The sequence below is a fragment of the Bradyrhizobium sp. AZCC 2289 genome, from assembly GCF_036924615.1.
Taxonomy (GTDB): Bacteria; Pseudomonadota; Alphaproteobacteria; order Rhizobiales; family Xanthobacteraceae; genus Bradyrhizobium.
The window spans coordinates 2,199,483-2,222,723 of record NZ_JAZHRY010000001.1; the positions used below are offsets into that span (position 1 = coordinate 2,199,483).

Annotated in this window: 17 protein-coding genes and 1 pseudogene; 8 read left to right on the plus strand and 10 right to left on the minus strand. The window is 64.3% G+C overall.

Going from position 1 to position 23,241, the window contains the following annotated elements:
- Position 1: 1 nt before the first annotated feature.
- From V1289_RS10735 to V1289_RS10745, 3 genes are all read right to left on the minus strand, one after another.
- On the minus strand, positions 2 to 1,204 hold the full coding sequence (locus V1289_RS10735; protein ID WP_334396918.1) for an extensin-like domain-containing protein: 1,203 nt from the start codon (positions 1,202 to 1,204) through the stop codon (positions 2 to 4).
- Between the two features lie 392 nt (positions 1,205 to 1,596).
- The gene (locus V1289_RS10740; RefSeq protein WP_334396919.1) at positions 1,597 to 1,941 is read right to left on the minus strand and encodes a hypothetical protein; all 345 of its coding nucleotides are present in this window, start codon (positions 1,939 to 1,941) and stop codon (positions 1,597 to 1,599) included.
- Positions 1,942 to 2,067: 126 nt separating this feature from the next.
- Positions 2,068 to 2,910 carry a DUF2147 domain-containing protein gene (locus tag V1289_RS10745; RefSeq protein WP_334396921.1) on the minus strand — a complete coding sequence of 281 codons (843 nt, stop codon included), beginning with the start codon at positions 2,908 to 2,910 and terminating at the stop codon, positions 2,068 to 2,070.
- A 169-nt stretch (positions 2,911 to 3,079) separates the two neighbouring features.
- Between V1289_RS10745 and V1289_RS10750 the strand changes: the two genes are divergently transcribed.
- Together V1289_RS10750 and V1289_RS10755 are read left to right on the plus strand one after the other, a co-directional pair.
- The gene (locus tag V1289_RS10750) at positions 3,080 to 3,796 is read left to right on the plus strand and encodes a DUF2147 domain-containing protein (RefSeq protein WP_334396922.1); all 717 of its coding nucleotides are present in this window, start codon (positions 3,080 to 3,082) and stop codon (positions 3,794 to 3,796) included.
- Between the two features lie 350 nt (positions 3,797 to 4,146).
- Positions 4,147 to 5,631, plus strand: a complete 1,485-nt coding sequence (locus V1289_RS10755; RefSeq protein WP_334396923.1) for a FecR family protein — start codon at positions 4,147 to 4,149, stop codon at positions 5,629 to 5,631.
- A 21-nt stretch (positions 5,632 to 5,652) separates the two neighbouring features.
- On the opposite strand, the gene V1289_RS10760 is transcribed toward V1289_RS10755, so the two are convergent.
- Positions 5,653 to 6,198, minus strand: coding sequence for an NUDIX hydrolase (locus V1289_RS10760; RefSeq protein WP_334396924.1), 546 nt, complete (start codon positions 6,196 to 6,198; stop codon positions 5,653 to 5,655).
- A 75-nt stretch (positions 6,199 to 6,273) separates the two neighbouring features.
- On the minus strand, positions 6,274 to 7,143 hold the full coding sequence (gene asd / locus V1289_RS10765; RefSeq protein ID WP_334396925.1) for an archaetidylserine decarboxylase: 870 nt from the start codon (positions 7,141 to 7,143) through the stop codon (positions 6,274 to 6,276).
- A gap of 34 nt (positions 7,144 to 7,177) precedes the next feature.
- Here asd and V1289_RS10770 point away from each other — a divergent pair, with 34 nt between their 5' ends.
- On the plus strand, positions 7,178 to 8,842 hold the full coding sequence (locus tag V1289_RS10770) for an aminotransferase class III-fold pyridoxal phosphate-dependent enzyme (RefSeq protein WP_334396926.1): 1,665 nt from the start codon (positions 7,178 to 7,180) through the stop codon (positions 8,840 to 8,842).
- A 169-nt stretch (positions 8,843 to 9,011) separates the two neighbouring features.
- On the opposite strand, the gene V1289_RS10775 is transcribed toward V1289_RS10770, so the two are convergent.
- The 3 genes from V1289_RS10775 to V1289_RS10785 form a co-directional block, all read right to left on the minus strand.
- Positions 9,012 to 9,629, minus strand: coding sequence for a hypothetical protein (locus tag V1289_RS10775; protein ID WP_334396927.1), 618 nt, complete (start codon positions 9,627 to 9,629; stop codon positions 9,012 to 9,014).
- A 119-nt stretch (positions 9,630 to 9,748) separates the two neighbouring features.
- The gene (locus V1289_RS10780; protein WP_334396928.1) at positions 9,749 to 10,420 is read right to left on the minus strand and encodes a class I SAM-dependent methyltransferase; all 672 of its coding nucleotides are present in this window, start codon (positions 10,418 to 10,420) and stop codon (positions 9,749 to 9,751) included.
- 38 nt (positions 10,421 to 10,458) lie between these two features.
- Entirely contained in the window at positions 10,459 to 11,514 is a 1,056-nt protein-coding gene (locus tag V1289_RS10785) for a glycosyltransferase family 4 protein (RefSeq protein WP_334396929.1), read from the minus strand.
- Between the two features lie 136 nt (positions 11,515 to 11,650).
- Here V1289_RS10785 and V1289_RS10790 point away from each other — a divergent pair, with 136 nt between their 5' ends.
- The 3 genes from V1289_RS10790 (at position 11,651) to V1289_RS10800 (ending at position 15,867) form a co-directional block, all read left to right on the plus strand.
- Positions 11,651 to 13,048: a TAXI family TRAP transporter solute-binding subunit gene (locus V1289_RS10790; RefSeq protein WP_334396930.1), complete on the plus strand. Its 1,398-nt coding sequence runs from the start codon at positions 11,651 to 11,653 to the stop codon at positions 13,046 to 13,048.
- A gap of 211 nt (positions 13,049 to 13,259) precedes the next feature.
- Complete coding sequence (locus V1289_RS10795) at positions 13,260 to 13,946, plus strand: L,D-transpeptidase (RefSeq protein ID WP_334396931.1); 687 nt, start codon at positions 13,260 to 13,262, stop codon at positions 13,944 to 13,946.
- A 355-nt stretch (positions 13,947 to 14,301) separates the two neighbouring features.
- Positions 14,302 to 15,867, plus strand: a complete 1,566-nt coding sequence (locus V1289_RS10800) for a DUF4403 family protein (protein WP_334396932.1) — start codon at positions 14,302 to 14,304, stop codon at positions 15,865 to 15,867.
- A gap of 30 nt (positions 15,868 to 15,897) precedes the next feature.
- Here V1289_RS10800 and V1289_RS10805 read toward each other — a convergent pair.
- A pseudogene (locus V1289_RS10805) lies at positions 15,898 to 16,032 on the minus strand (HlyD family secretion protein); the annotation flags it as partial.
- Between the two features lie 361 nt (positions 16,033 to 16,393).
- Here V1289_RS10805 and V1289_RS10810 point away from each other — a divergent pair.
- Both V1289_RS10810 and V1289_RS10815 read left to right on the plus strand, forming a co-directional pair.
- Positions 16,394 to 21,214, plus strand: a complete 4,821-nt coding sequence (locus tag V1289_RS10810) for an NAD-glutamate dehydrogenase (protein ID WP_334396933.1) — start codon at positions 16,394 to 16,396, stop codon at positions 21,212 to 21,214.
- Between the two features lie 158 nt (positions 21,215 to 21,372).
- Entirely contained in the window at positions 21,373 to 22,584 is a 1,212-nt protein-coding gene (locus tag V1289_RS10815) for an ABC transporter substrate-binding protein (RefSeq protein WP_334396934.1), read from the plus strand.
- 237 nt (positions 22,585 to 22,821) lie between these two features.
- Here V1289_RS10815 and V1289_RS10820 read toward each other — a convergent pair whose 3' ends face one another.
- The gene (locus V1289_RS10820; RefSeq protein ID WP_309178988.1) at positions 22,822 to 23,037 is read right to left on the minus strand and encodes a dodecin family protein; all 216 of its coding nucleotides are present in this window, start codon (positions 23,035 to 23,037) and stop codon (positions 22,822 to 22,824) included.
- Positions 23,038 to 23,241 lie beyond the last annotated feature (204 nt).

Sequence of the window (23,241 nt, forward strand, 5' to 3'; positions counted from 1 at the left end):
TCTACTCGTCCTCGAATTCGTCTTCTTCGTTGACCCCAGCCTTGTGCCGAGGCGGCACTTTGCGGCCGCCGAGCGATCCCGTCACATAGGGGTCGCGCGAGGCGTAGGGGTTGCGCCCGCCGACCCGCGCCGCGATTTCCTCGCCCGACACCGCCGCCGGCTCGCAGATGATGCGGCGGCTGGAGCGGCGCATCAGGTCGACGTGGATGTGGTCGTAGTGATAGCGGTTGGAGCCCGGCGCCAGCACGGTGTTGAACTGCTGGCAGGCGGCGGCCTGCACGTCGCGCAGAAAGCCCTGCTCTTCCGGCAGGCCCTTCCAGCCGTCCTTCACCGAGATGCGCCGGCCGTCGGCGAGCGTGAAGGCAGCGATGTCGAGCGCGTTGCCGAAAGCGTGTTCGGAAATATGCGCGTTCGGATTGCCGTTCATGCCGCGGCAGGAATAGGCGGAGATCTGCTTGATCTCGACCACGCGCGCGCCGAACCAGCGCTGCGCCGCCGGCTGCACGGAATCGGCGAGCCAGCGGTCCAGCACCGAGACGATCGGACAGGCCAGCGTCGCCGTCGGCTTGAGCGCGACCGGGCCGACCGACGTGACGGGATCGCCCTGCGCGGGCCCGAGCCGCGGCAAAGGTGATGCGGCGACCGGCGGCTGCGAATAAGACGGTGAATAAGGCGCCGGGGAAGGCGACGAATAGCGCTCGCGCGGCGGATAGGCCGGCGCGTTCATGTAACGGCCAACCTGGTCGGGCGTCCCCTCGGCCGGCAGGTCGATTTCGTCTTCCTCGGGAGCTACGCCCGGCGCCGACAGCGAAATCGGTCCATTGGCGGGTGCTGCGTAATTCGGCTGGCGCAGCGCATTGTCCGAATAGGGCGCGGGCGCGGCTGCCGGCGCGATCGGCCAGCGCGGCTGATTGCCGATGGTGCCCGGCGGCCGCAATTCGTCGCTATAGCCAAAGGTACCGCTGCCCTCGCCCAGCGCCGCGACCTTGAGCGGGAATTCCGCGCCGCAGACGCCGGGGCCGGAAATCGGATCGATCCGGACCAGTTCCGGGGTCTCCTTGACCGCGCCGGATTTCAGGCATGCGACCTCGGCCTCGGCCCGCCACGGTTCGCGCTCCGCGGACTGGAAGAATCCGCGGCCGCAGCCCGCTAGCGAAACAAGGACGAAGGAGCCGACCAGATACAAACGAACTCCGCGCGTCATCCCCGCAGGTTCGACCAATTTATTTAAGGACTCTTCAACGTGTTGATTTTACTAATTTTTAACCACGTTGCCGGGGGCCGGGTGCGGTGGAGAGGCGGGAACCGACAGCAACGCTGACTTTTTACGCCGGGAACGCATTGCTAGCCTCGTGCGTTATGCGCGGGCACGAGGTGAACCAAGGGAGTTTTCCCATGCCACTCGTCAGCAAACTGAGCATTGTGACCGCGTATATCGCATTCGCCTTCGTCGGCGCCATCGTGCTCGGCGTGTTCTAGGCTTTTCGTACAGAACTGAACGTTGGCGCCCGGTGGTCCCTCCACCGGGCGTTATCATGTGCATCAGCCGTCGTGTGCCCCGTGCACGGTACCGAGAGAAAGCCCGGTTCAATCCCGCTAGTCAAAATTCGAACAGCTTGATCCGGTGACACCGCCAATCGTAAAATCCCTGCACATCATTCCGGGATTATCGGGATCGGGATAGCGATCGTCGCGCTTCGCCCGCTCGCGGATCGTATGGCTGAAGCGCCAGCCATGCGCGCGCATGCAGCTCTTGTAGGCCCGCGATGTCGGCACGCCATTCCGGGGTGCGCCGAATTGCGCATCGCATATCGCAGTGTCGGCGTGCAGGGCATCGTCGCCGCGCGGCTGTTTCAGGGTATTGTTATAGACGTCGTTGTCGGCATGGGCGTTGATCGCGCTGCCCAGCAACAACATGGCAATCAGGCTCAGGCCTTTCATGATCGGTCTCCATCTCGGGCGAATAGCGTTTCAGCTATCGGTCGCATCCGATGGAGGGAGCGGTTCGAACCGCATCGATTACAAATCGGAAACGTCGGCGGCGCACACGGCGCCGCGACATGCTCGCTACGACCGCGGCTCCGGCAATGTCTGCCGCGACGACATCATCGGCTCGTTCCTGGCTGTGATCCGGGTCCAGTTGTTGCCCGAGCAGTAGAACCGGCCGAGCGCGCAGGCTTCGATGCGGAGCGTGTTTCGTCCCTTGATGTCCATCGTGCCGTAGTAAGTATCGCCGCTGTCGTGGCTGTAGACGCTGCCGGTCCATCGCGTGTCCGTCTTCGGCTTCATGTTGACCAGCACCGCCTCGCCCTTGTCGTCCGACGAGGTGTTGAGCACATAGCCGCACAGCGCGCGGCCGCATTTGACGATGCGAACCGTTCCCTTGGCCTCGGTCAGCCAGTCGCCGACCGGCGTGTCGGCCGGCTCATCCTCCATGTCCTGCACGTGATGCGAGACCTTCAGGACCGGCGGCGTGGCAGCGGGCGCGGGCCGCACGGCTTCGGCCGGCTTCTCGACCCGCGGCGCAGCGGGCGGCGGTGGCGGCGGCGCGGCGACGATCTGCGTCGTGGATGCCGCCGGTTTGAACACCGCCGGCGGCGGCGCGGCGGCAGCGGGCTGAACGGCGGGATTGTTGGCGGGTGCGGCCGCTATAATCGGCGCAGCGGTTTGCGTCGGCGCCGCGGGCGCCTTCACCGGATCGACCGTATCGCGATTGTCGTCATCATAACGGTCACGATCGCGGCGCGATTGATAGATGCCAGAGATCGATACCGAAGCGCATGACGTCGAACGGCAATACCTCGACGATTCGATGTGGATCCGATGTCCGCCGATCGAGAAAGAGAACGAACCCGCATAAGCGGGCGGACTGAGCACCATCAGCAGCGCGAGAAACCAGAATCGTCGCATCGCAACCTCCCCGGTAGCACGGAGAAACTAGGCCGATCGAGGCCGTCCTGGATGTGATTTGGGTCACCCACCCTCCCCGTGACGCACATCACGGAACGGACCGTTCACGGCGCGTAGGGTCTTGGCAAGTTTAGCGCCAACGCATTCACCGGCCGCCCAGGAGGCTCGCATGAAGAAGCTCATTGTTCTCGCCGCGCTGTTCATGGCCACCACCTCAGCGCATGCCGGCAATGGCATTTCGTTCGAGATCGAAGGCCAGAAAATCCACATCGAAGCGCCGCGTAACTGCGACTCGCTGTCCTGCATCAAGATTTCGGCGCCGGGCTTCAAGGGCTTCAAGTCCAACCACGCCGACGACGATGACGATACCGTCTCCAGTCCGCCGCCGGCAAAATCGGCGCCCGCCCCCGCTCCCGTTCAGGCCGCAGCACCCCAACCCGTTGCGCCCGCAGCGACCACCGCGGCGCCAGCCCCGGCCCAGACCACGGTTGCCACCGCCGCACCCGTGGCCAACGACATTGCGCCCTCGGCTTCGGCGCCTGCCGCAATCGCTGTACCCGTGCCGCAGCCGGCTCCGGTCGCCGCCGCACCCGCTCCTGCGCCGACCACGCCGCTCGGCGTCTGGGCGACCGAAGAGAATAAAGGCAACGTTCGCATCGAAGAGTGCGGCGCCAATCTCTGCGGCTATGCCGAGAAGTCCGGCGAGAAGATCCTGATCAACATGAAACCGGAAGGCTCTAAATGGAGCGGCCGGATTCACGATCCGGACAGCGGCCGCAACTACGACTCGACGATCGCCTTGAAGGGCACCAATTCCCTCAAGGTTCAGGGTTGCGCCTTCGGCGGCATGTTCTGCGGCGGCCAGACCTGGAAACGCGTCAGCTAAACGCGCCTCGAGCCGTCATTCCGGGGCGATGCGAAAGCATCGAACCAGGTGCGCAATTGCGCACCTGAGAATCCAAGGATTCCCTCATGCGCAATTGCGCATTTGAGATCTGGTCCTTCGGACCATCCCGGAATGACGCTCTGAAAACCTCGCCACGAAATGCGGAACAAGCGCGGCTGACCGATCCATTATAAAGTCACAATGCGCCACGGCCAGGAATCCGGGTGGCGCTTCATCGTTCTGGCCGGCCGTGACAACAAAACGGCCACGTTCATCCTGCATTCAGCCCGGCAAGGCTGATATCCCCCTCCGCTCTTCGTCCAATCCCTCGTTGCCCGGAATCTGTCGTGATGCGGCGCTGGTTTTCATTCGCGCTCCTGCTCATCGTCTGCTGCGTCGGCGCGACGGATGTTTTCGCCGCACCTGATGACATCACGCAAGTGGCGCAGGCACAGCCCGCACCGGCGCAACCCGCGGCGCCTGCCGCACCGGCGCCCGTTGCACCCAATCCCGCCGCACCGGCCGCCGATGCCCAGCCCGCCGTCGAGGAGCCGATCGGCAATGTCGCAACCCTGACCGGCAGCGCCAGCGTCACCCGCAGCAACGAGACCACGCCGCTCAAGCCAAAGGACGACATCTATCTCAACGATTTGGTGCAGACCGCGGCGAGTTCGACGCTCGGCGTCACCTTCAACGACGCCACCACCTTTAACCTCAAGGCCAGTTCGCAGATCACGATCGACAACTACGTCTACGAGGACGGCGGCAAGAACAACTCGGCGATATTCGACGTCGCCAAGGGCACCGTGGCCTTCGTGGCCGCGTCGGTGGCAAAGACCGGCGACATGAAAATCACCACGCCGACCGCAACGCTCGGTATTCGCGGCACCACCGGCCTGGTCGAAGTGCCGCAAGGCGCGGCCGCCAACAATCCGAACAATGTCGCGATCAAGCTCTATCCCGACGCCGACGGCAAGGTCGGACGGATCGAGGTCAACGACCGCGCCGGCGCGCGGCTCGGCTTCCTGACCCAAGGCGCCAGCGGCTTCAACATCCGGCCCGGCGTGGGAGGCGCGCGCGTCGCCGCGGTGCCGCTGACGATTTCGCCGCAACAAATCGCGCGCGACCAGGGTTTTGTGCGTCAGGTTCACGCTGCACAGACCGTCGGCCGGCAGGTCGTCGACGAGCAGCGCGCGTTCCGCCGCGCCAATCCCGGCGTGATCCGTGGCAACCCGCCGCGCCGATCCGGCCCGCAACAGCCAAACGGCGTGCCGGGACAGAACCGGACGGGCCCGCAGCAGCCGGGTCAACAGAATCGTCCTGGACAACCGCCGCAGCCCGGTCAGCCAAATCGTCCCGGTCAGCCGCCACAACCGGGCGCGCCGAACCGGCAGGGATCGACCCAGCCGCAGCCGGGACAAGCGACGGTGCCGCCGCGATCAGGCCAGGCGTTGCCCGGTCAACCCGGCGGCACGCCACTGCCGCGTTCGCAGCCGCCGGGCGGTGTGCAGCCAGGTGTTCAGCAGCAAGGCGGTCAGCAACCCGGCGTTCAACAGCCAAGCGTTCAGCCGCCGGGCGTGCAGCAGCCAGGTGGGCAGCAACAAGGCGTGCAGCCACCAAGCGTGCGGCAACCCGGCGCTCGTCCGCCGGCCGCGCCGCAGCCCGCCACGCCGCAGCCGGGCGTGCCGCAACAAGCCCAGCCGCATCCGCCCGGCATTGCACCTGTCGCGCCCGGCCTGCAGCGGCCCGGATTGCAAAACCGGCCGGCGCCGCCGCCGCGTCGATTGCCGCCTCCGCCCAGGGGCGGTAAGCCGCCGAAGGAAAAACGTCGCTGACGATTTCGCGTGGCGCAAGACTCAGGCCGCGCGCCGCAGCCAGTCCCTGACTCGTTGCGCGAAGCTTCTGCGCGGGCCTGGAACGTCATCGCCCACCGCAACGATCTCGCGCGGTTCGAACCCAACCCCGGCCGAACCGTCGGCTTCGGCAACACTGCCGGCGGCCTGCAGGGCGATCGGCCCGACATTTTCGAGAAACGCGCGCTCATAGCCGCGCGAGAGCCGCTCGACTGCATCCGCAAGCGGCAACCACTCGACCGCTTTCACGTCGCGCATCAGTTCGCGAACCGGATCGCGACCGGCGTCCATGCGCCAATAGTGCACGACCTTGGCGCCTCCGCGGGATTCATAAACCAGCGTTCCCAGAAATTCGTGCACGGCAACATCATGTCCGGTTTCTTCCATCACCTCGCGCTCGGCCGCCGCACGCGGCGTCTCGCCGTCGTCGAGCTTGCCCTTGGGCAACACCCATTCGTTCCGTTTGCGCAGGCGCACCACCGCGATCAGCGGCGTGTCCTCCAGCCGCAGCACAATGCCTCCCGCCGCCAGAACAGGCGTCCGCGCCATCTCTCTTCCCAAATTTGGGATTTCGAATTTTGCTGCGATCACCACTATATAGCGAAGCGCGCGGCGGAATCGAGATTACGCCGACGGTTTTCTCAGCAGCGGCTCGCCGGCGCGGATGCGCGCGCCTTCCATGACGTTGTCGCAAAACTCGAAATGATCCGGCGTGAGCACGATGATGGTGGATCCGTGTTCGAACCATCCGAGTTCATCGCCCTTGCGGACGCTGGCATCGCACGGGAACACGACCGGCCCCTTGCTTTGCGCGTTGAGCGTGACATCGAGGAAATGCAGCCGGATGCTGGCCACTAAAATGGCGGCGACCGGCACCAGCGTCAGCGCCTCGCCTGACGCAAGACGGGTTTGCAGCACCGCGCGCTCGTTCTTGCAGAACAGCCGCTCGACCCGCTTCAGCGCGATCGGGTTGACGTTCCAGACGTCGCCATGGATGAAGCTGACCCGCTCGATCCGGCAATCGTAGGGCGCGTGGAAGCGGTGATACATGCTCGACGTCAGCCGCAGGGTGACGAAGCGCCCGTTGCGATGTTGCTCCACCAAGGCGGGGTCGCCGAGCAGATCGAGCAGCGCGTAGGGCGCGCCCTTGATCTGAAACAGTTTTGTATCCTCGATCCTTCCGAACGCGCCGATGATTCCGTCGCTCGGGCTGGCGACAACGGCGGGATCGGGGTCGGCCGGCCGCAGACCGGGGCGAAGCTCGCGGGTAAAACAATCGTGCAGGCTCTTGAACTCGGTCTTCTTCGCTTCCGACAGATCGAGATCGGAAAACAGCCGCCAGCAGGCGATCGAGGCGTCGCGCAGCAGCGGATTTTCGATTTTGGCGAACCAGCCCATGAACCGGGTCAGCGCCGCCCGCGGGATGCGGTTGGTCAAGAGGAAGTTCAGGTCCTCCTGCTGGGTCAGGCTGGATATCAGGCCCCGGATTGTCATTATTCTGTTAGCTGGATTAGCTAGCGCTGGTGGCATGGATTCGCCCCTTTCGATTCTGTCGCTGTCCGCCGCCGCGATTGCCGGCGCCGCGGTGACCTTCCCCAAATTGCAGGCGCGGCTGGCGCTGTCGCGGGCCAAGCACCGCTCGCTGACCGGACATTCCAAGATGTCCAGGATGGTCGCGCGCCTGGTGCCGCATTACGAATTCGATATCGACGATTTCTTCCGCTCCGACGGCGCGCCGTCCGCGGTGGCGATGCAGCGCCAGGACGGCTTCTTCCGCCTCGCCGGTTGCTACGGCGAACGCTACGCCAAGGGCCGGCAGATGACGGCGGAGGCGGCCAGCCGGATCTCCGACCTGCAATTCACCGAAGCCTACCGGGTGCCGTTTCAGTACAGCCGCCTGGTGCGCGAGCATCTTTCGACCAGCACCTTCGTGCAGTCCTCGGCCGGCGTCACCGTCACCGATGTCGACGGCAATGTGTCCTACGACCTGACCGGCTCCTACGGCGTCAACATCTTCGGCAACGATTTCTACAAGGAGTGCATCGCCAAGGCCGAGGAGCGCGCGCATGTGCTGGGGCCGGTGCTCGGGCCCTATCATCCCGTCATAACCGACAATGTGCGGCGGCTGTGCGAGATTTCCGGCCTCGACGAAGTCTCGTTCCACATGTCCGGCACCGAGGCCGTGATGCAGGCGGTGCGGCTCGCGCGCTATCACACCCGCCGCTCGCATCTGGTGCGCTTCGCCGGCGCCTATCACGGCTGGTGGGGCGACGTGCAGCCCGGCGTCGGCAATCCTGTTTCGCCGCACGAGACCTACACGCTGGCCGAGATGTCGGAGCGGACGCTGCATGTCCTGAAGACGCGCCGCGACATCGCCTGCGTGCTGGTCAATCCGCTGCAGGCGCTGCATCCCAACGCCAACGCGCCCGGCGATTCCGCGCTGGTCGACAGTTCGCGAATCGGAAAGTTCGATCACGACGCCTACACGGCATGGCTGAAGAAGCTGCGCGAGGTCTGCACCGAGCGCGGCATCGTGCTGATCTTCGACGAGGTCTTTGTCGGCTTCCGCCTCGCGCACCGGGGCGCGCAGGAATATTTCGGCATCCGCGCCGACATGGTGACCTATGGCAAGAGTCTCGCGGGCGGGTTGCCCGTCGGCGTGGTCTGCGGCCGCAAGGATCTGATGCGCCGGTTCCGCGACGACCGGCCGGCCGACGTCTGCTTTGCCCGCGGCACCTTCAACTCGCACCCCTACGTCATGACGGCGATGGACGAATTCCTCGGCCGGCTCGCCAGTCCCAATTTCCGTTCGGTCTATATCGGACTTGAAGAAACCTGGAACGGGCGCGCCAAGGCGTTGAACGACAGGCTGGCCGCAGCCGATCTCCCGGTGCGGGTCAGCAATCTGTCGTCGATCTGGATGGTGCATTATACCGAGCCGTCCCGTTACAACTGGATGCTTCAATATTACCTGCGCGCCGAAGGGCTCGCGCTGAGCTGGGTCGGAAGCGGCCGCTTGATCTTCAGCCTGAACTATACGGATGCCGACTTTGCCGCGGTAGCCGACCGCTTCGTCGCCGCCGCCGAGAAGATGAAGCGCGACGGCTGGTGGTGGCACGACGCTGCCCTCACCAACAAGGGCATCAAGCGGCAGATCCTGAAAGAGATGCTGACGCGAAAGCGGCTGCGGTAACTCCGCTGTTCTATTCCTCGTCATGGCCGGGCAAAGCCGTCCGAAGGACGGCGTCGCTTCCGCTCGCCTATCCCCGGCCATCCACGTCTTTCTTCTTTGTGCCGCCAAGACGTGGATGCCCGGGACAAGCCCGGGCATGACGAACGTTAGGGGCATCCGAAGTCAATTCTCAGGCGTGCTTGACGTGCTTCTCGAGGCCGGGATCGATCAGTTCGCCCTTCAACAGGAACAGCGGCGCCTTGTGATAGAGTTTGAAATCGTTGAAGGGGTCGGTGAGAATCTTCGTCATCCAGACCAGGCCGGTCTCGATATCGCGGATGAAGAACAGATGGATGGTGCGGAACAAGAGGCCGCCGATACCCACCGCGAGCCAGACCTTCGCCACCTGACGGGTGAAGTCGGCGAATGAGACCCATGGCTTGAATAGACCGAGCAGGGTGGGATCGAAGTACAGCACCAGCGGCGACAGCGCCCAGATCGCCATCAACACGACCTTGCGCTGCAAATTATAGCCGACCTTGATCTCTTCCTTGTGCTCATGGGTCGCGTGGTTGACGTGGTCGTAACCCCTGGGCTCGAAGAAGAAGTGGCCGGCCTGGCGCGACGTCATCGAGACCAGCCAGCCGAGCAGCGCCGACACCATCGGATCCACAAACAGCATCACATAGGCGACCAGGAAGCTCACCGAACTGACGAAGTGCAGCGACTGGTTGATGCGGCTGTGATGATAGTAGCGATGGTCGTCCCAGCGCTGGGTTCGCAGTTCCTGCAGGAAGTTCTTGATCATTGTCTCCCCCAAAATTCTTTCGGGATCATGGTTACAGGGATTCGATGTCCGGCATGTGACATCATGATGTTGACATATGAACCCGTGCAGCGACGGCGAAAGCGCCGCGCTGCTCCGACTCACGCGGCGGCGGCGACGTCGATCTTGCGGAATCGTACCAGCGAGAAGTGGCCGAGCGGCGGCACCAGACGGCGCTCCGCCAATTCCATGCCGCGCGCGCCGGCCAGCCATTGCGCATAGCGCGACCAGGCGAATTCGGCGGTCCGGAAGCCGAGCGGACGCACCACCGGCTGCAGCCGCTGCTCGATGAAGCGGCGCACGCCGGCATCGGCGCTGACCCGGGTCAGGATGATCAGCTCGCCGCCCGGCCGCAGCACGCGGGCGAACTCGTCGAGCGCCACTTCCGGGTTCGGCACCGCGGTCACGACATATTGCGCCATCACCACGTCGAAGGAATTGTCGGGGAATTCGAGTTTCTCGGCGTCCATCACCGCGAGACCCTCGACGTTCTTGAGGCCGAGCTCGGTAACGCGCTTCCTGGCCTTTTGCAGCATCGCCTCGGAAATGTCGGTGCCGAAGATCCTGACGTGCGGCGCGTATTGCGGCAACGAGATGCCGGTACCGACGCCTACTTCGAGCACGCGGCCGCCGATCCTGTTGGTCGCCTGGATCGCCGCCTTGCGACCCTTGCTGAAGACGCCGCCAAATACGAGATCGTAGATCGGCGCCCAACGATCGTAGGCGGTCTCGACCATTGCACGGTCGAAGTCGAGCTTGATGATTTCTGCCATGATTGTGTTCTCGTCTCTTTCGTTCGATGAATTCTCGATTACCCTTGCACAGCGCTGGTGCCGGCGACGCGGCGGGCGGGCCGCAGCGAACGGCTCGGCTGCAACGCCGTCAGATTGCCGATGAACTGGCGCGCGCTGTTCTCCCAGGAACGCGCCAGCGCAAAATTCCGGCACGCCTCGCGCGACATGCCGAGCGCACGGACGCAGGCGCTGCGCAGATCCCAATCCAGCGCGCCGATCGGATGATCGGCGATCACGTCGAGCGGGCCGGTGACCGGAAACGCCGCAACCGGCGTGCCGCACGCCAGCGCCTCGAGTTGCACGACGCCGAAGGTGTCGGTGAGGCTCGGGAATACGAAGACATCGGCGGTGGCCAGATGCGCGGTCAGATCCTGACCCTTTTTCTCGCCGAGGAATTTCGCCTTCGGATATTTTAGTTGAAGCGCCGCCTTCTGCGGCCCGTCGCCGATCACGACCTTGGTTCCCGGCAGATCCAGCGCCAGGAACGCTTCGAGATTCTTTTCGACCGCAACGCGGCCCATGGTCATGAAGATCGGCCGCGGCAGATCGAGTTCCGCCGGCTGCTCCGGCCTGAACAGGTCGGTGTCGACGCCACGGGTCCAGAAGCCGAGCTTGCGAAAGCCGCGCGCGCTCAATTCCTGCCGGAGCGAGTCGGTCGCCACCATGATCATGCTCGAGGCCGCGTGAAAATGCCGCAGCACCGCATAGCCGACGCTGGCCGGGATCATGGTGCGGACCGCGACATATTCCGGGAAGCGCGTCGTGTAGGAGGTGGTGAAGGCGAGTTTGCGGCGGCGGCAATAGGCGCGCACCGCCCAGCCGACCGGTCCCTCGGTCGCGATGTGAACGGCGTCGGGTGCGGCGGCCTCGATCCGGCGCGCGATCTCCCGCCGGTTCGGCAGCGCGACGCGCAAGCCCGGATAGGTCGGGACTCCAACCGATGGAAACCCCTCGGGAGTGAGAAAGTTAATTTCGGCGTCGAGCGCCGAGGCGCTGCGGGCCAGCGAGGTCAGCGTCCGCACGACGCCATTCACCTGCGGGTGCCAAGCGTCGGTCGCGATCAATATCCGCATCGTGGGAACCCGAGATTCGATGATTCTCAATTTCCTGACGTTAAGGACATGGATATTTCAGGCGTATGACGTCATCGATCTGTAAGGTTGTTTTTTAAGGCCGCTTCCACGTTTTTTCGTGTAACGTGACAGTACGATGTCAAACCCCGACGAAAACATTGCTGCACGCCGCCCGCGACGGAAGCGAAAGAACTATTCGCTGCTGATCCTCGCCGTCGGCATTTTCCTGTTCGGCGTCGCCGCGGGCACGGTCTATTACGTGTTGCGGCCGGTCACCTTGCGGATCGCGGTCGGACCACCCGGCAGCGACGACCAGAAGCTGGTCCAGTTGCTGGCGCAGACCTTTGCCAATGAGCGAAGCCCGATTCGGCTGGCGCCGATCACGACCGCAGGAGCGACCGAGAGCATCGCGCTGTTCTCCACCGGCAAGACCGACCTTGCGATTGCGCGCGGCGATCTGAACCTGCCGGCCTACGCCGAATCCGTCGCCATCCTGCGCAAGAACGTCGTGGTGCTGTGGGCACCGTCGGGTCTCGCGGCGAAAGGCTCGAAGAAAACGCCGACGCCGAAGATCAAGGGCATCGACGAACTTCCCGGACATCGCATCGGCGTCATCGGCCGGAGCGAGGCCAATGTCACGCTGCTGCGCGTGATCCTGACCGAGTCGGGCGTCAATCCCGACAAGGTCGCGGTGACGCAGTTCGCCACCAGTCAAATCGCCGAGATGGCGCGCGACCAGACCCTTGATGCGTTCATGGCGGTCGGCCCGCTCGACAGCAAGATCACCGCTGACGCCATCGCCGCGACGGCCACCGCGCGCGGCGAGCCGAAATTCCTCCCGGTCGATGTCTCGGAAGCCATCGCCAAGAAACATCCGCTCTATGAAGCCGAGGAAATTCCCGGCAGCATTTTCGCCTCATCGCCGGCCCGGCCGGAAGACAAGATCGATACCGTCAGCGTCAACCACCTGATCATCGCGCCGAAGTCGTTGTCCGACACCGCGGTCGGCGCGTTCGCCCGTCAGTTGTTCACGGTGCGCCACGAACTCGCCAGGGAATTGCCGACTGCGGCCAAGATCGAAAAGCCGGACACCGACAAGGACGCGGCGCTGCCGGCACACCAGGGCGCGGCGGCCTATATCGACGGCACCGAGCGCACCTTCCTCGAAAAATATAGCGACTATATCTGGGGCGTCATTCTGCTGCTCTCGGGCCTGGGATCGGGGGGCGCCTGGCTGCAGCATTACTGGAGGCGGGACGAACGCGAGCAATACGTCGCGCATCGCGAAAATCTGCTCGACCTGCTTGCGCGGGCGCGCAAGGCCGAAACGCCGGAAGAACTGACGGAGATGCAGGGCGAGGCGGACGCCGTCCTGCGCGAGGCGCTCGATTGCTACGAAGATGGCGCGATCCAGGAAGATGACCTGTCCGTGCTCGGGCTGGCGCTCGAGCAATTCCATCACGCCGTCACCGACCGCCGCCTCACGCTGGGGACCGCCTCGGCCGCCGGCGTGGCCCGCGTGCGCGTCGGCTAGATTTGCCCCGCCGCGCGTCCCCGGGGACGGCAAGATCGCTGCGGTGAGGCGACGTTAACCAGCGCTGCCGCGAAACCGTCCAGAAACAATTCCTTACCGCGATGAAACCATTTTGGCGGTTTCGTGCAAACGTCCCGAAACGCCTGCCCTGTAATGATCTGCCCAACGACGCGCCGAACTGGCGCGCAGGGCGCCAAAACAGGGGACGACAATGTTCAACTCAATCAGGCTGAATACCCGCCTCGCTGCGGCCGCTTTGGGCGCGCTGGCCATCGGCACCGTCGCTTTTTCCACTTCCGCCGCAGCCGCTCCGCTGCCGCTGTTTCCCTTCCTGCTGATTCCGCAGACCGAAGCGGCGCCGCCGCCGGTTCAGGCCGCCCCGTCCCAGGACGAAGGCAGCGTGGTCGAGATGCCGGCGCGGCTGAAGCGCCAGGTCGTCAGCTATGCCACCCGCGAGGCGCCGGGCACGATCATCATCGATACCCCCAACACCTATCTCTATTATGTGCTCGGAGGCGGCCAGGCGATCCGTTACGGCATCGGCGTCGGCCGCGAGGGCTTTACCTGGTCCGGCACCCAGACCATCACCAAGAAGGCGGAATGGCCGGATTGGACCCCGCCCCCGGAAATGATCGCCCGCCAGCCCTATCTGCCGCGCCACATGGCCGGCGGCCCCGGCAACCCGCTCGGCGCCCGCGCCATGTATCTCGGCGGCTCGGTCTATCGCATCCACGGCACCAACGCGCCGGAGACCATCGGCACCCGGGTTTCGTCGGGCTGCCTGCGCCTCACCAATGCAGACGTCGCTGACCTCTATTCGCGGGTCAATGTCGGCACCAAGGTGATCGTGCTGCCGATGACCGACCGCCGCGCCGATCTCGGCACCGCCATCCGCTAAACCGACCGGAATTCGAGCCTCGGAAGAGCGGCTCCGGCATTCGCCGGGGCCGTTTTCGCTTTGGCCACGATCGCCTGGAGCGCTTTCCGGTTGGTCGAACATTGCCGCTCCCCCCGGGGGCCTCACGGTTCGAGACGCGCGCGAAGACGCGCTCCTCGCCATGAGGGTCTGAGACCTCATCCTGAGGAGCATTGCGAAGCGATGCGTCTCGAAGGATGAAGCCCGTGAGGTAGAAATCGCCCAAATGTGTCTGCCGGGCAATACCGGCCGCAAGGTGGACATCAATTTGCCCTCACTGGCGCACCTTTCCCCTCCCCTGTAGAACCCGTTTGGGCTCAATCGGTTCGGGGGGACGATGCGTCTGCCGATGCATCTGAAGACAATTCTGATCGGGGGCGCGATCGTCGCGGTCTCGTTCCTGATCAGCCTGAAGGCAATGGACTGGCTGGCGCCGCGCGCCACGGTCAGCGGTCCCGTGCTGGTCGAAGTGCCGCCGCTGCCGCCGGCGCCGCGCAGCTCCATCGTGATGGTACCGGTCGCGGTTGCGCTGTCGGCGATCCGCGACGCCGCCGATCGCGGCGCGCCAAAAACCTTCAACGGCAAGGCCGAGAATCCGATCTCGCAGATCCTGCAGAACGCCGATATCGGCTGGACCGCCCAGCGCGGGCCGATCGCGGCGACCGGCGCGCAGGATGTGCTGTCGCTGGCAACGCCGCTGACCGGAACCCTCAACGTCACCGGCTCGCTGTCGGCGAAGGCGACGGGCGCGGTCGGCGATGCGCTCGGCAGCCTGCTCGGCGGCAATGTCGCCAAGCAGATCGGCAGCGTGAATATCAAGAACCTCAACGCCAGCGCCGAGATCAAGGGCAATGTCGTCATCACCGCGCGGCCGAAAATCGCCGCCGCCTGGCGCATCGAGCCGAACCTCGCGGCGCAGGTGAACCTCGGCGACACCAGCCTTTCGGTGGCGGGCGCGCGGGTCAACGTTCCGGCACAGGTCAAGCCGCTGATCGACAAGACGGTCGCCGATCAGCTCGCCGCGGTGCAGGCACGGATGCGCAACGATACCGCGTTCGAGCAGAACGCACGGGCGCAATGGGCCAAGGCCTGCCGCTCGATCCCGCTGCAAGGCACCGGCGCCACCTCCGTGCCGCCGCTCTGGCTGGAGTTGCGGCCGACCCGCGCGATCGCAGCACAGCCGCGCGTCGACGCGTCGGCGGTCACGCTGACGCTCGGCATCGAGGCCGAAACCCGCGTCACGGAGCTCGAGACCAAGCCCAATTGTCCGTTCCCGGCGACGATCGACATCGTGCCGCCGACGCCGGGCCGCGTCTCGATCGGCTTGCCGGTCGATATATCGTTCGTCGCGCTGAGTCAGCTGGTGGAAGCCCAGCTGGTCGGCAAGACGTTTCCCGAGGACGGCTCGGGGGCGGTCGACGTCACCGTCAAACATGCCAGCGTCGCGGCTTCCGGCGACCGCTTGCTGATCTCGCTGCTGGTCAAGGCCAAGGAGAAGAAGAGCTTCCTCGGCCTCGGCGGCGAGGCCACCGTGCATGTCTGGGGCCGGCCCGTGCTCGATCAGGCGCAGCAGACGCTGCGGCTGACCGATGTCGAATTGGCGGTCGAATCCGAGGCCGCGTTCGGCCTCCTGGGAGCCGCGGCGCGTGCGGCGATGCCTCATTTGCAAAAAGCGCTGGCGGACAAATTGATCGTCGACCTCAAGCCGTTCGCCGGCAATGCGCAAAGGAAGATCGCCGCCGTCATCGCCGACTTCCAGAAGAACGAGGACGGCGTGCGGGTGGATGCCGAGATCAACAGCCTGCGGCTGGCCGGCATCGCCTTCGACTCCAAGACGCTGCGCGTGATCGTGGAGACCGAAGGCGTCATCAACGCCGCCGTCAGCGCGTTGCCGGCGCTATGAATCGGCCTGCGAGGAGCATTGGGACGGGACTCAGTGCCCGCTCAACACCAGCGTCTTGATGGGCAGCAGCAGGGCCTGGATCCGCAACAGCATCGCGTGCACGATGCCGGTGGCGTCGACGGCATGCAACACAAAACGCTTGAATGCGCCGGTCTCCTTTGCGGCAAAGCTGGAACTTGGCAAGCTCTGCTTGCCGCGCGCATCTCATGCAACGCATCAAAACCGGTCAAAATTACATAGTAAGGACGACAATTGAGCTCTAGACTGGCGCCGTAAGCGGACAATTTCAGAAGACGGGAAAGCCAGTCGTTTCCAAGCATCGTATCGCGCTAGCGCGGATCGTGCTCGCTATGGCCCTTAGCTCTGCTGCGTCCGCTGAGACTTGGCGGCACGATGACGATCGTATTGCTCCGCCAAGATGCCTGCGTTGCAACAACAGGGGAAATGGCGCCCCAAAAGTTGCACTCCAATATCAGGCAGACAATAGCGCTGCGGTTAGACGGCGCGGCTACAGAGGGAGGACGTTATGGCGTGGCGTGACGACAAAGCTCGCGCGACCCTGATCCGCGAGGCAGCGGCAAGCATGCAGCCGGGCAAGACGCCCCGGGCCTTTGCCGAGCTTCTGTTCGACCACACCAATATCGAAGACCTCGCCAACTACGATGCGACTTCCCTGGCCTTCCTCGCAGAACAGGCCTGGGAACATGTGCAGCGATGCACGGCGGGCAGTGCCGATATCCGCGTTATCAATCCGATGATGCCGGACGGGCGCGAGATTTCCGTGCTCGAAGTTCTCAACGACAACATGCCCTTCCTGTTCGATTCCACCATGGCGGAGCTCGCCGAGCAGGGCATCGAAGTCACGCTAGTCGCCCACCCGATCATCGCTGTCGAGCGCGATGAGCAAGGCAAACTCCTGCGTTTCTACGGCGAGGCGCTGCCAGATGGGGCAAGAGGCGAGCGCGAAAGCCTGATCCATTTCCACATCGCGCGTCTGGACGCCGATGCCGACCGCCAGAAGCTGATCGAAGGCCTCACCAAAACGCTCAACGACGTGCGCGCCTGCGTCACCGACTGGCGAGCCATGCGCGCCCGGGTCGAACAGGCTATCAAGACCTTCAGCTCCAGTCCCCCGCCGCTGCCGATCGACGAGGTCGCCGAAGCCAGCCAGTTCCTGCAATGGCTCTGCGCCGACAATTTCACCTTCCTGGGCCTGCGCGAATATCGCTTTTCGCCCGACACTGATGCGCCGGACGACATCTCTACCGGCGAAGGCCTCGGCATCTTGCGCGATCCGGATGTGAAGGTCCTGCGCCGCGGCACCGAAATGGTGGTGATGACGCCGGAAATCCGCGAATTCATGCGCGAGCCGACCGTTCTCATGGTGGTCAAGGCGAACGTAAGCAGCCGCGTTCATCGCCGTGTCCGCATGGATTATGTCGGCATCAAGCTCTATACGCCCGACGGCCGGCTCGAAGGCGAATTGCGCGTCGTCGGCCTGTTCACCTCGGGCGCCTATACCCGCTCGGCGCGGCAGATCCCCTATGTCCGCCACAAGGTGGCGCAGGTGCTCGAGCGCGCCGGCTTCGATGCGGACAGCCACTCAGGCAAGGCCGTCCAGCATATCCTCGAAGAATATCCGCGCGACGAACTCTTCCAGGTCGATGCCGAGACGCTCTACAATTTCGTCATGGAAATCCTGGTGCTCTATGAGCGACCCCGCGTGCGGGCGCTGGCACGGACCGACAAATTCGACCGCTTCGTCTCCGTCCTCGTCTTCATTCCGCGCGAGAAATATGACACCGATGTGCGTACGCGCATCGCGGCCTTTCTGGCGCAAGTCTATGAGGGGCGCCTTGCAGCCTCCTACATCTCTTTCCCCGAAGGATCGCTTGTCCGGGTCCACTACATCATCGGGCGCTACGAGGGCGATACGCCTGTCATCGCGCGCGCGACGCTGGAAGCCGAGATCAGCGCCATCGCCGCGACCTGGGGCGACAAGCTGAAAGCCGCGCTCGCCACCTCCACTGACGGCATGCGAGCCCGCATGCTCGCCAACCGTTACGCCCGGGCCTTCACCGGCGGCTACACAGAAGCCTTTGGCACCTCACAGGCGACTACCGATATCGCGACCATCGAGAAGCTCACTTCGGCTCGTCCGGTGGCGATTTCGGTCTACCGGATCGAGGGCGAGGACGATCCGACGCGCTTCGGCCTCAAGGTCTTCTCGCGCGGCGCGCCCATGTCGCTGTCCTACCGGGTGCCGGTGATCGAAAATCATGGCCTGCGCGTCGTCAACGAACGCACCTATCAGATAGTGCCCAGCGCGACGCCGGCACCCGCCCCGGTTTGGCTGCACGATATGACGATCGAGGCCAACGACGGCAAGCCGATCGTTATCAACACGGAATTCAACCATCGCCTGGAAGCCTCGATCATGGCGGTGGCAGGTGATCGCACCGAATCCGACGGTTACAACGCCCTCATTCTGCGGACCGCCCTGAGCTGGCGCGAAATTTCGGCGATCCGGGCCCTCTCCCGCTACCTGCGCCAGATCCGCGCGCCGTTCAGCCAGGACTATATGTGGGAGACTTTGCGTAAGAACAGCGCGATCACCACCAGCATTGTCGCTCTGTTCCAGGCCCGCTTCGACCCGCGCCTCGTCGCCACCGATGCCGAGCGCTCCGCACGCCAGACGATCATCCTCGCCGAGATCGAGGAGCAACTCAAATCGGTCGCCTCGCTCGACGAAGACCGCATCCTGCGCCTTTTCACCAATCTGGTGCAGGCCACCATCCGCACCAATCTGTGGCAGATCGGCCAGGACGGGCATCCGCGTCCGGTGATCTCCTTCAAATTCGAAGCCCGCAAGATCGAGGACCTGCCGGCGCCGCGGCCGCTTTACGAGATTTTCGTCTATTCGCCGCGTGTCGAAGGAATCCATCTGCGCTTCGGCAAGGTGGCGCGCGGCGGCTTGCGCTGGTCCGACCGGCCGCAGGATTTCCGCACCGAGATCCTCGGCCTGGTCAAGGCACAACAGGTCAAGAACGCCGTCATCGTTCCGGTCGGCGCCAAAGGCGGCTTCGTGCCCAAACGCCTGCCGCCACCCTCCGATCGCGATGCCTTTATGGCCGAAGGCACCGAAGCCTATCGCATCTTCGTGCGCTCGCTGCTCGAACTCACCGATAATCTCGATGGCGATACCATCGTGCCGCCCGACAATACCGTGCGGCACGATGGCGATGACCCCTATCTCGTCGTCGCCGCCGACAAGGGCACCGCCACCTTTTCCGACATCGCCAACGCAATCTCGACCGAGAAGAGCCATTGGCTTGGCGATGCTTTCGCCTCCGGCGGCAGCCAGGGCTATGACCACAAGAAGATGGGCATCACCGCGCGCGGTGCGTGGGAAGCCGTCAAGCGCCATTTCCGCGAGCTCGGCGCCGATATCCAGACCGTGCCCTTCATCGCGGCCGGTGTGGGCGACATGTCCGGCGACGTCTTCGGCAATGGCATGCTGCTCTCGCCGGCGACCAGGCTGGTCGCGGCTTTCGATCACCGCGACATCTTCATCGATCCCTCGCCCGACCCGGCTATCAGCCATGCCGAGCGCCGGCGCATGTTAAACCTGCCCCGGTCGAGCTGGCAGGACTATGACAAGTCGCTGATCTCGCAGGGCGGCGGTGTGTTCTCCCGTTCGCTCAAGGCAATTCCGCTCGCACTGGAAGTGCGGGCGTTGCTCGATCTCGATAGGCCGCAAGCCACACCCTTCGAGGTGATGAGGGCAATCCTCAAGGCACGCGTCGACCTGCTCTGGTTTGGCGGCATCGGCACCTATATCCGCGCTTCGGGGGAAAGCGACGATCAGGTCGGCGATCGCACCAATGATCCGATCCGTGTCACTGGCGCGGATGTCCGCGCCCGGGTGGTCGGCGAAGGCGCCAATCTCGGCGCGACCCAGCGCGGCCGCATCGAAGCGGCACAGAAAGGCATCAAGCTCAACACCGACGCCATCGACAATTCGGCCGGGGTCAACACCTCCGACGTCGAGGTCAATCTCAAGATCGCGCTGGCGCGCCCCGAACGCGATGGACGCCTCAGCGAGAGCGATCGCAACAGCCTGCTTGCCGCCATGACCGACGAGGTCGGCATGCTGGTGCTGCGCAACAATTATCTGCAGACGCTGGCGCTTTCGCTGGCCGAACGCAAGGGTGTGGCCGAGAACGGCTTCCTCGCCCGCCTGATGCAATCACTGGAGCAACGCGGCCTCCTTGACCGCGCCGTGGAGTTCCTGCCGGACGATGTGGCGATCACCGAGCGCACGCGGCGCGGTCAGCCCTTCACGCGGCCGGAACTTGCCGTGCTGCTCGCTTACGCCAAGCTGACGCTCTACGATGATCTGCTCGCCAGCGGCGTGCCCAACGATCCCTATCTCGCCCGCGAATTGTCCCAATACTTCCCACGCGAGGTTCGGGACAAATTCCCCGACTCGGTGGAATTCCATCGCCTTCGGCGGGAGATCATCTCCACTAATCTCGCCAATGCCGTGATCAATCGCGGCGGACCGGCTTGCGTGGTGCGCCTGATCGACGAGACCGATGCCGACGTGCCCACCATCGCCATGGCCTTCGTGGCGGTGGATGAATCCTACGGCCTCAATCGGCTGAACGACGCGATTGATGCGCTCGACAACAGGATCGACGGTCAATTGCAGCTTGGCCTCTACGCCGCGGTTCAGGATCTGCTGCACTCCCGCGTGGTCTGGTATGTGCGCAATGTTGATTTCAGCGCCGGTCTGGAAGCCGTGATCTCGCGCTTCGGCCCCAGCATCCGTGAGATCGCCGCCGGGCTCGACAATGCCCTGCCGCAGGACATCCAGGCCGCGCGCAGCAAGCACCGGCAAGACTTGACCGATGGCGGCGTCCCGGCGGAACTTGCCGGCGAACTTGCCGATCTCGACACCCTGGTCTCCGCACCCGATATCGTAACGGTCGCAGAACGCACCAACCGTGTCATCGGCGATACCGCCACGACCTTCTTCGCCGCCGAGGCCTATTTCGGTCTCGACCGCATCATCGCCGCCGCACGCGGCGTGACGGCGAACGATTTTTTCGAACGTCTCGCCATCGACCGCGCCGTTGACCAGATCGCCGCCGCCGAAAGAAGACTGGTCGCCGATATGCTTGCAAACGGCAAATCCGGCCACCAGGCCGCAGAGAACTGGCTCGCGGCCCATCCCAAAGCTGCGCGCATCCGCCGTTCGGTCGAGGAGATCGCTACCAGCGGCCTGACGCTCGCCAAGCTGACGGTGGGGGCGAATTTGCTGGGGGATTTGGTGAAGGGCTGAGAGCGGCTGACGGGACAAGGTGCCTGATGACAGTTTCTATTGGGTGTGGGACCCTGCCGTCGGGCCATACCCAAAAGTTGGCTTGGCGGGCGCTCGCAAAGCCGGATAGAAGAGGCCCTCAACCGAAGCCCTCAACAAGAAGCCTGGGAGAAAAAATCATGAAATCACTCGCAGCCGCGGTCGCGGCCGGCCTCGCACTCGCCGTATCCGGCGGCACAGCGCGCGCGCAAATTTCCGACGACGTCGTCAAGATCGGCGTGCTGACCGACATGTCCAGCCTCTATGCCGATGCGACCGGCAAGGGTTCGCTGGCCGCGGTGCAGATGGCGGTCGCCGACTATGGCGGCAAAGTGAAAGGCAAGCCGGTCGAGGTGGTCGCCGCCGACCATCAGAACAAACCGGACGTCGGCGTCAGCATCGCCCGCAACTGGTACGACAACGACAAGGTGGACGCGATCTTCGACGTGCCGACCTCCTCGGTCGCGCTGCCGGTCTCCGCGCTGACGCGCGAAAAGAACAAGATCAACATCAATTCCGGCGGCGGCTCTTCCGACATCACCGGCGTCGCCTGTTCGCCCAATACCGTGCACTGGACCTACGACACCTATGCGCTGTCCAACGTCGCCGGCAAGGCGATGGTCAAGCGCGGCGAAGACACCTGGTTCTTCGTCACCGCCGACTACGCCTTCGGCATGGCGCTGGAGCGCGACGCCGCCAACGTCGTCAAGGAGAGCGGCGGCAAGGTGCTCGGCGACGTGCGCCATCCCCTCAACTCGTCGGACTTCTCCTCCTTCCTGCTGCAGGCGCAGGCCTCCAAGGCCAAGGTGATCGGGCTCGCCAATGCCGGCGGCGACACCACCAATGCGCTGAAGCAGGCCTCGGAATTCGGCATCACCCAGGGCGGCCAGAAGATGATCGCGCTGCTGATGGAGATCACCGACACCCATGCGCTCGGCGCCAAGGCGACCGAGGGCCTGATCGTCACCGACGCGTTCTACTGGGACATGAACGACGAGACCCGCGCGTTCTCGAAGCGCTTCAACGAGAAGGTCGGCCACATGCCGACCATGATCCAGGCCGGGCTTTATTCGGCGACCATGCATTATCTGAAGGCGATCGAGGCGATCGGATCGGATGAAGCGCCGAAAGTGATGGCGCAGATGCGCGCTTCCCCGATCAACGACTTCTTCGCCAAGAACGGCAAGATCCGCATCGACGGCCGCATGGTCCACGACATGTATCTGTTCGAGGTGAAGAAGCCGTCGGAATCGAAGGGCGAATGGGATCTCTACAAGCTGATCGCCACCGTGCCCGGCGACGAGGCATTCCGCCCGCTCGACAAGGGCGGCTGCCCGCTCGTGACGCATTAAAAACGTCATTGCGAGCGGAGCGAAGCAATCCATCGCACCACAAAGGAAGAATGGATTGCTTCCGCCTTCGCTCCTTGAGCTTCGGCGGACGCGGTCGTCGCGGAGTTTATCATCGGGCCCGCCGGAGGCGGGACCCGGTGGCTCCTCGCAATGACGAAACTAAGAAAACGCGCCCGGCAAAACCGGGCGCGTTGGTGCTCGGATCGCAGGGTAGGCCCGGCTAAGCCTAGCAAGCGTCTACGAACCCTCGAACTTGAACGAGACTTTCAACTTGGCGCGATAGGCTTCGATCTTGCCCTTGGCGTCCAATTGCAGATCGAGCTGGACCACCTCGGCGACACGAAGATCGCGCAAGGATTTTCCGGCCCGGTTGACGGCCACCGCGGCCGCCTTTTCCCAGGAATCCTTGCTGGTACCGATCAGCTCAATGACCTTGTAGACGCTATCCGCCATGTCGTCCTCCCGTTGTTGTCAGGCAGGACGCAGGTGCTCCTGCCGCGAGCAGAGCCTAACATCGGGACATCGGCGCTGATAGGATGCGGTGCAGCATTCGGATGACCGCAAATTGATCGCGTCATGGCCGGCCATAGCCGTCCGAAGCACGGCCGTGGCCGGCCATGACGATGTCGAGAGATACCGAACAAAAAACGCGCCCGG